Consider the following 6,015-nt stretch of genomic DNA (forward strand, 5'->3'; position numbering starts at 1 on the left):
GGGCGGGGGTCCATCACAGGGGGCTGGCCACGTACCCGAAGTTCTTCTCGATCTCGCGGCAGGTCGCGTAGGCGGGCAGCAGGCCGCGGTCGAGTGCCTCGCGCGCGGTGGGGGCCTCGCGGTCGCGGGCGGAGACGGTGAGCTCGCCCGGCCCGCCGACGGGCAGCCCGAGGGCGGGGTCCAGCGCCGACACGGCGAGTTCGTGGTCGCCCACGTACTCGCCGGAGTGGAGGTAGGCCATGACGGTGTCGTCGCTCAGGGCGAGGAAGGCGTGGCCGACACCGACGGGGAAGTACAGGGCGGTCGGTCTCGCGGCGTCGATCGTCACCGCGTCCCAGGCCAGGAAGGTGGGTGATCCCACCCGTAGGTCCACCACGATGTCCAGGGCCGTGCCGTGGGCGCAGTACACGTACTTGGCCGTGCCCGGCGGGGTGCGGGTGTAGTGCACGCCTCTGAGGACGTTCCGTCGGGAGGTGCTGCAGCTCGCTTGTCGCACCGCGGGGAGCGGGTGGCCGACCGCGCTGGCGAAGACGGACTCCTGGAACGGGGCGGTGAATCTGCCGCGGTCGTCGGGAAAGGTCTCGGGGACGAACTCGAAGGCGCCGTGCACCTTCAGTGCGCGAAAATCCATGATCAGCCCTCGGCCTCGAATGCGTGCTCCCGATGATGAGCTGCGTGCCGCCGCCGATGTCGTGGATACCGCCGGAACAGCCGAGTTCCGTTTCCACTCGGGCGACGGACACGCAAGGGAATGTTCTCCGCTCAAGAGCGAATCAGGGAAGGGCCGAGAAGATCCCATGCCCCTTAAAAAATCCGGGGCCGCCCCTTACACAGACCCCTATTACCGGGTTCTTCCTCGACCGGCACCCCTAAAGATATGCGGCCTTCGATCAGGTACGCCCTGCGCCTCATACCCTCACAGCGCATTCACCGCGCCCTTTTCGCCGATGACAGGGAGTCAGGAAATGGACGTCGCCGAGAATATCCACCGGTTCCCGATGAGCGAACCCGTGGGCTTCGCCTATCCCCCCTGCTACCGAGAAATCCAGGAAAAGGAGCCCCTGGCCCGCATACGCATGGCGTACGGCATGGAGGCGCGGCTGGTCACCCGGCACGCGGACGTCAGGACCGTGCTGTCGGACCCGCGGTTCAGCAGGGCGGCGACGGTGGGCGCGGACGTTCCCCGGCCGACGCCGGTCCTCCTGCACGACACGTCGATCCTCAGCCTCGACCCGCCGGAGCACACGAGGCTGCGCAAACTGGTCGCGCAGGCGTTCACGATGCGCAGTGTCGAGGCCATGCGGCCGCGCGTCGAGAAGGCCGTGGACGCCCTCCTCGACGCGATCGAGGAGCAGGGGCCGCCCGCCGACCTGGTGACCGCGCTGGCCCGGCCGCTGCCCCTCACCGTCATCTGCGACATGCTCGGGGTGCCCGACGCGCAGAGCGACACCTTCCGCGGGCTGGCGCACACCATGTTCACCGGCACCGCGCAGAGCGAGGTGGAGACGGCGGTCGTACAGATGGTGGCCCTGGTCACCGAGCTGGTCGCGGAGCGCCGGCGCACCCCGTCCGACGACCTGCTCGGCAGGCTGGTCCTCGCCCGTGACAACGACGACCGGCTGGGCGAGGAGGAACTCGTCAGCCTCGCCCTGGCGCTGCTGGTGGGCGGGTTCGAGAACACCGCGCACGAGATCGCCAACTTCGCCGCCCTCGTCCTGCGCAGCCCCGCGCATCTGGCGGAGCTGCGGGCCGCGCCCGAACTCGTGCCATCGGCGGTGGAGGAGATGCTGCGCATCGCACCGCTCTCGGTCACCGGCGGGTTCGTGCGCATCGCGGTCGACGACGTCGAGCTCAGCACCGGGACCATCCGCAAGGGCGAGGCCGTGGTGATCGACACGCAGGCCGCGAACCTCGATCCGGCCGTCTTCGACGACCCGACCGAGATGGACTTCCACCGCTCCCCCAACCCTCACCTCATCTTCGGCCACGGCGCCCACCGCTGCATCGGCGCGGAACTCGCCCGCGTCGAACTCCAGGTCGCCCTCGGCTCGCTGCTCCGGCGGTTCCCCGGTCTGGCGCTCGCGATCCCGCCGGAGTCGATCGAGTTCGCCGGGGGCGTCCTGCGCGGCCCCGCCTGCCTGCCGGTCACGTGGTGAACGCACCGCACACCCACGCGGACTTCGCCGACTGGTTCGCCGAGCGTGCGCGGGTCAACGACCAGCGGGTCGAGACGATCCCGTTCTCGGCGCTGTCGGGCTGGGAGTTCGACGGCACGACGGGCGATCTACGGCACCACACCGGCCGGTTCTTCAGTGTGCGGGGCCTGAGGGTACGGGAGCCCGGGTCACCGACGTCCGGGGGCGGGGGCCCGCGGGAGTGGTCGCAACCCATCATCCACCAGCCGGAGATCGGCGTCCTCGGCATCCTCGCCAGGACCTTCGACGGTGTCCGGCACTACCTGATGCAGGCGAAGGCGGAACCCGGCAACGTCAACGGCGTCCAGTTGTCCCCGACCGTGCAGGCGACCCGCAGCAACTACACACGGGTCCACCGGGGCGGCTCCGTCCGCTATCTGGAGCACTTCACCGATCGCCGCGGCCGGGTACTGGTCGATGTGCTGCAGTCGGAACAGGGCTCCTGGTTCCTGCACAAGCGGAACCGCAACATGGTCATCGAGACCGACGACGACGTGCCGGTCGACGACGACTTCCGCTGGCTCACCCTGGAGGAGATCAGAGCGCTGCTCCACCGGGACAATGTGATCAACATGGACGCCCGTACGGTGCTGTCGTGCCTGCCCCGCCCCCACCCCGCCGCCGACGGCCGCGACGGGCCCGGCCACGCGTGGGCGGCGTCCTCGGCCGCCCTCGGCCCGGACCAGGGCGCACTGCTCTCCCTGACAGAACTGTCCAGTTGGTTCACCGGCGCCAAGACGCGGTGCGATCTGACGGCCGAGCTGGTGCCGCTCGCCGGGATCGCGGGCTGGCGCCGTACGTCGGCCGAGATCGCGCCGGAGGACGGCGGGCGTTTCCGCATCGTCGCCGTCGACGTCACCGCACCGCACCGCGAGGTGCCGCACTGGACGCAGCCGATGCTGGCGCCCTGCGCGCCCGCGCTCGCCGCCCTGCTGTACCGGACGATCGGCGGCATCCCCCACTTCCTGGTCCAGGCACAAGTCCAGGAGGGCTGTCTGGACAAACTGGAGATCGGACCGACGGTGCACTGCCTGCCGGACGACCACCACGACCGGCCGCCGTACCTCGACGTGCTCGGCTCGCTCGCCCCCGACCGGATCCGCTACGACCGGATCCAGTCCGAGGAGGGCGGGCGGTTCTTCGCCGCCGAGAACCGGTACGTGATCGCGGAGCTGGACGAGGACTTCCCGACCGAGGTGCCGCCGCGCCACTGCTGGGCCACCCTGGGCCAGCTGAAGGAGCTGCTGCGGCACAGCCACTACCTCAACATCGAGGCACGCACCCTCGTGGCCTGCGCGGAGGCCCTGCGATGAGCGGGCCGTCCGGGAGCGACCCGGAGCGCGCCGTGCGGATCGGTGTCCTCGGCTGCGCGGACATCGCCTGGCGCCGGGTCCTGCCCGCGATCGTCGCGGAGCCGAGGATCCGGCTCGTCGCCGTGGCCAGCCGGGACGCGGCGAAGGCCCGCCGGTTCACCGAGCGCTTCGGCGGCGAACCGGTGGCGGGGTACGAGCGGCTGCTCGACCGCGGCGACCTCGACGCCGTGTACATCCCGCTGCCCACCGGGCTGCACGCCCGGTGGGCGGTCCGGGCGCTGCGCCGCGGGCTGCACGTCCTGGTGGAGAAGCCCCTGGCGACCAGCCGGGCCGAGGCGGCCGTCATGCTCGACACCGCCCGGGCCGCCGACCGCCGGCTGATGGAGAACTTCATGTTCCTCCACCACGGACAGCACCAGGAGGTACGGCGTCTCGTCGCGGCCGGCGAGATCGGCGAACTCCGCTCGTTCAGCTGCGCGTTCGGCATCCCGCCGCTCCCCGCCGGGAACGTCCGCCACCGGGCGGACCTCGGCGGGGGCTCCCTGCTCGACGTGGGGGTGTACCCGCTGCGCGCGGCACGGCTGATGCTGGGACCCGACCTCGACCCGGTCGGCGCGGTGCTGCGGACGGACCCGGAGCTCGGGGTGGACGTGGCGGGCCATGTGCTGCTGACCACGTCGACTGGGGTCACCGCCGAGCTGTCCTTCGGTTTCGAGCACGCCTACCGCTCGTCGTACGCGCTGTGGGGCAGCGCCGGGCGGATCGTCCTCGACCGTGCCTTCACACCGCCGCCCACGCTGCGTCCCGTGCTGCGGCTGGAGAAGCAGGACCTCGTGCAGGAGTTCACGCTGGCGGCCGACGACCAGTACGGGGCCGTCGTACGGAGTTTCGCGGCCGCCGTGCTGGACAAGGTGCCGCCGCGGGACGGGGAGGAGGACCTGCTCGGGATGAGCGACCTGGTGGACCGGGTGCGGAGCTGTGCGCGGGAGATGCGCTAGACGCGGGGGCCGTAGCCGACACGGCGGGGGCTGAAGCCGACTTGGCAGGGCCCGGGAGGATCTCTCTCCCGGGCCCCGCCGTCGTTCAGGCCCCGCCGTCCTTCAGGCCCCGTGGGCGGTCAGCCAGTCGTGGACGGTCCTCGCGGTGTTCTCGCCGTGCTCCTCGATCATGGAGTGGTGGTCGCCGGGGACGTCGACCACGTCCAGGGGGACGGGCCAGGTGGACTGCCACTCGTCGGGGCGTTCCCGCGGGTGGTCGGGGTCTACGGCGATGGGTTCGCAGGCTCGGACCAGGAGGGCCGGGGTGGTGATGGGGCTCGGCCGCCAGGTCTCGAAGAGGGAGAAGTACGAGGCCATCGCGGTGAGGCGGAGGCCGGTCATCCGGCCGAACTCCGCCTCCCGTTCGAGGGAGCGGGACTCCATGGCGTGGACGATGTAGTCGGTCTGCGGGGTGCCGGCCACATAGGTGTCCAGCATGACCACGCCGACGGCGGGCGTGCCCAGTTCTTCGAGGCGGGCGGCGACCGCGTAGGCGAGGGAGCCTCCGGAGGAGCGGCCGGCGAGGGCGAACGGGGCGCCGTCCAGGGTGCGGGAGATGGTGCGGGCGGCGTGTTCCACGGCCGCCTCGACGCTGCCCGCGACCAGTTCGTCGGAGACGAAGCCCGGCATCATCAGCGAGTGCGTGTCCCGCAGCCCGCGCAGGGGCCGGGCCAGGGCGACGAACTCCTGGTCGCTGGCCCACACGGAGGTGGACGGCAGGCCGACCAGTGCGGGATGACGGCCGCCGTCACCGAGCTTCACCAGCGCCGGCGCCTTGCCGACCGCGTCGGCCGAGGTGAAGGCGGGGCGCAGTCCGGCGGAGTTCATGAGGACCTTGCCGGCCTGGTCGTAGCGGCCGGCGGTGACGGCGTGCCGGTACAGGGCCTCCACGGCGTGCGCGACGGCCGTGGTCGGGTCGGACGGGGCGGCCGGGCCGGTGACGGGTGCGGATGGTGTCTCCGGGGTCGTGAACTGCCGGTCCAGGGCCGCGGCGAGATCGCCCGGTGTGGGGTGGTCGAAGACGAGGGTGGGCTGTAGGCGCAGGCCGGTGGCGGTGGCGAGCCGGTTGCGGAGTTCGACGGAGGTGAGCGAGTCGAAACCCAGCTCGCCGAAGGCCCGGTCGGCGCTGACACCGTCGGTGCCGCCGTGGCCGAGGACGCGTGCGGCCTCCGCGCACACCAGGTCCAGCAGCGCGCTCGCCCGTTCGGCCGGGGCGAGGGCGGCCAGGGCGGTGGCCCCGGACCGGTCGGCGCCGCGGGCGGCGGTCCGCCTCGGGACGGTGCCGCGCACCAGGGACCGCAGGACCGCCGGTATCCGGTCGGCCGCGTGGGGGGTGGTGCCGGGGGTGAGGCCGAGCGGGACGAGCAGTGCCTCGTCCGGCGCCGCCAGGGCCCGGTCGAGGGCGGCGAGGCCCGCGTCGGCGGTGAACGGCCGTACTGCTCCGGTGCGGGCCCGCTCGCCGGTGCCGAG

At 72.2% G+C, this 6,015-nt stretch carries 5 protein-coding genes; 3 read left to right on the forward strand and 2 right to left on the reverse strand.

Annotated features, from left to right (window positions below; translation table 11 throughout):
* Window positions 1-13: 13 nt before the first annotated feature.
* A complete protein-coding gene (locus AOK15_RS34300) occupies window positions 14-631 on the reverse strand; it encodes a dTDP-4-dehydrorhamnose 3,5-epimerase family protein (protein WP_055522219.1) in 618 nt (205 codons plus the stop codon).
* A gap of 334 nt (window positions 632-965) precedes the next feature.
* On the opposite strand from AOK15_RS34300, the gene AOK15_RS34305 reads away from it, so the two are divergent.
* The 3 genes from AOK15_RS34305 to AOK15_RS34315 are packed head-to-tail and all read left to right on the forward strand — an operon-like array spanning window position 966 to window position 4,506.
* Window positions 966-2,156, forward strand: a complete 1,191-nt coding sequence (locus AOK15_RS34305) for a cytochrome P450 (protein ID WP_055522220.1) — start codon at window positions 966-968, stop codon at window positions 2,154-2,156.
* A complete protein-coding gene (locus AOK15_RS34310) occupies window positions 2,153-3,508 on the forward strand; it encodes an NDP-hexose 2,3-dehydratase family protein (protein WP_157870455.1) in 1,356 nt (451 codons plus the stop codon). Before AOK15_RS34305 ends, AOK15_RS34310 begins: the two co-directional genes overlap by 4 nt.
* A complete protein-coding gene (locus AOK15_RS34315; RefSeq protein WP_055522221.1) occupies window positions 3,505-4,506 on the forward strand; it encodes a Gfo/Idh/MocA family protein in 1,002 nt (333 codons plus the stop codon). Before AOK15_RS34310 ends, AOK15_RS34315 begins: the two co-directional genes overlap by 4 nt.
* 102 nt (window positions 4,507-4,608) lie before the next feature.
* Here the strand turns inward: AOK15_RS34315 and AOK15_RS34320 are convergent.
* Window positions 4,609-6,015: thioesterase domain-containing protein (locus AOK15_RS34320; RefSeq protein WP_157870456.1), on the reverse strand; the 1,407-nt coding region annotated here is incomplete at its 5' end.

Source organism: Streptomyces ossamyceticus, assembly GCF_001418475.1.
Lineage (GTDB): Bacteria > Actinomycetota > Actinomycetes > Streptomycetales > Streptomycetaceae > Streptomyces > Streptomyces ossamyceticus.

Excerpts from the sequence above, each read along its gene's own strand:
- AOK15_RS34305 (WP_055522220.1), top strand. The coding sequence starts at position 966 with ATGGACGTCGCCGAGAATATCCACCGGTTCCCGATGAGCGAACCCGTG.
- AOK15_RS34300 (WP_055522219.1), bottom strand. The coding sequence starts at position 631 with ATGGATTTTCGCGCACTGAAGGTGCACGGCGCCTTCGAGTTCGTCCCC.
- AOK15_RS34315 (WP_055522221.1), top strand. The coding sequence starts at position 3,505 with ATGAGCGGGCCGTCCGGGAGCGACCCGGAGCGCGCCGTGCGGATCGGT.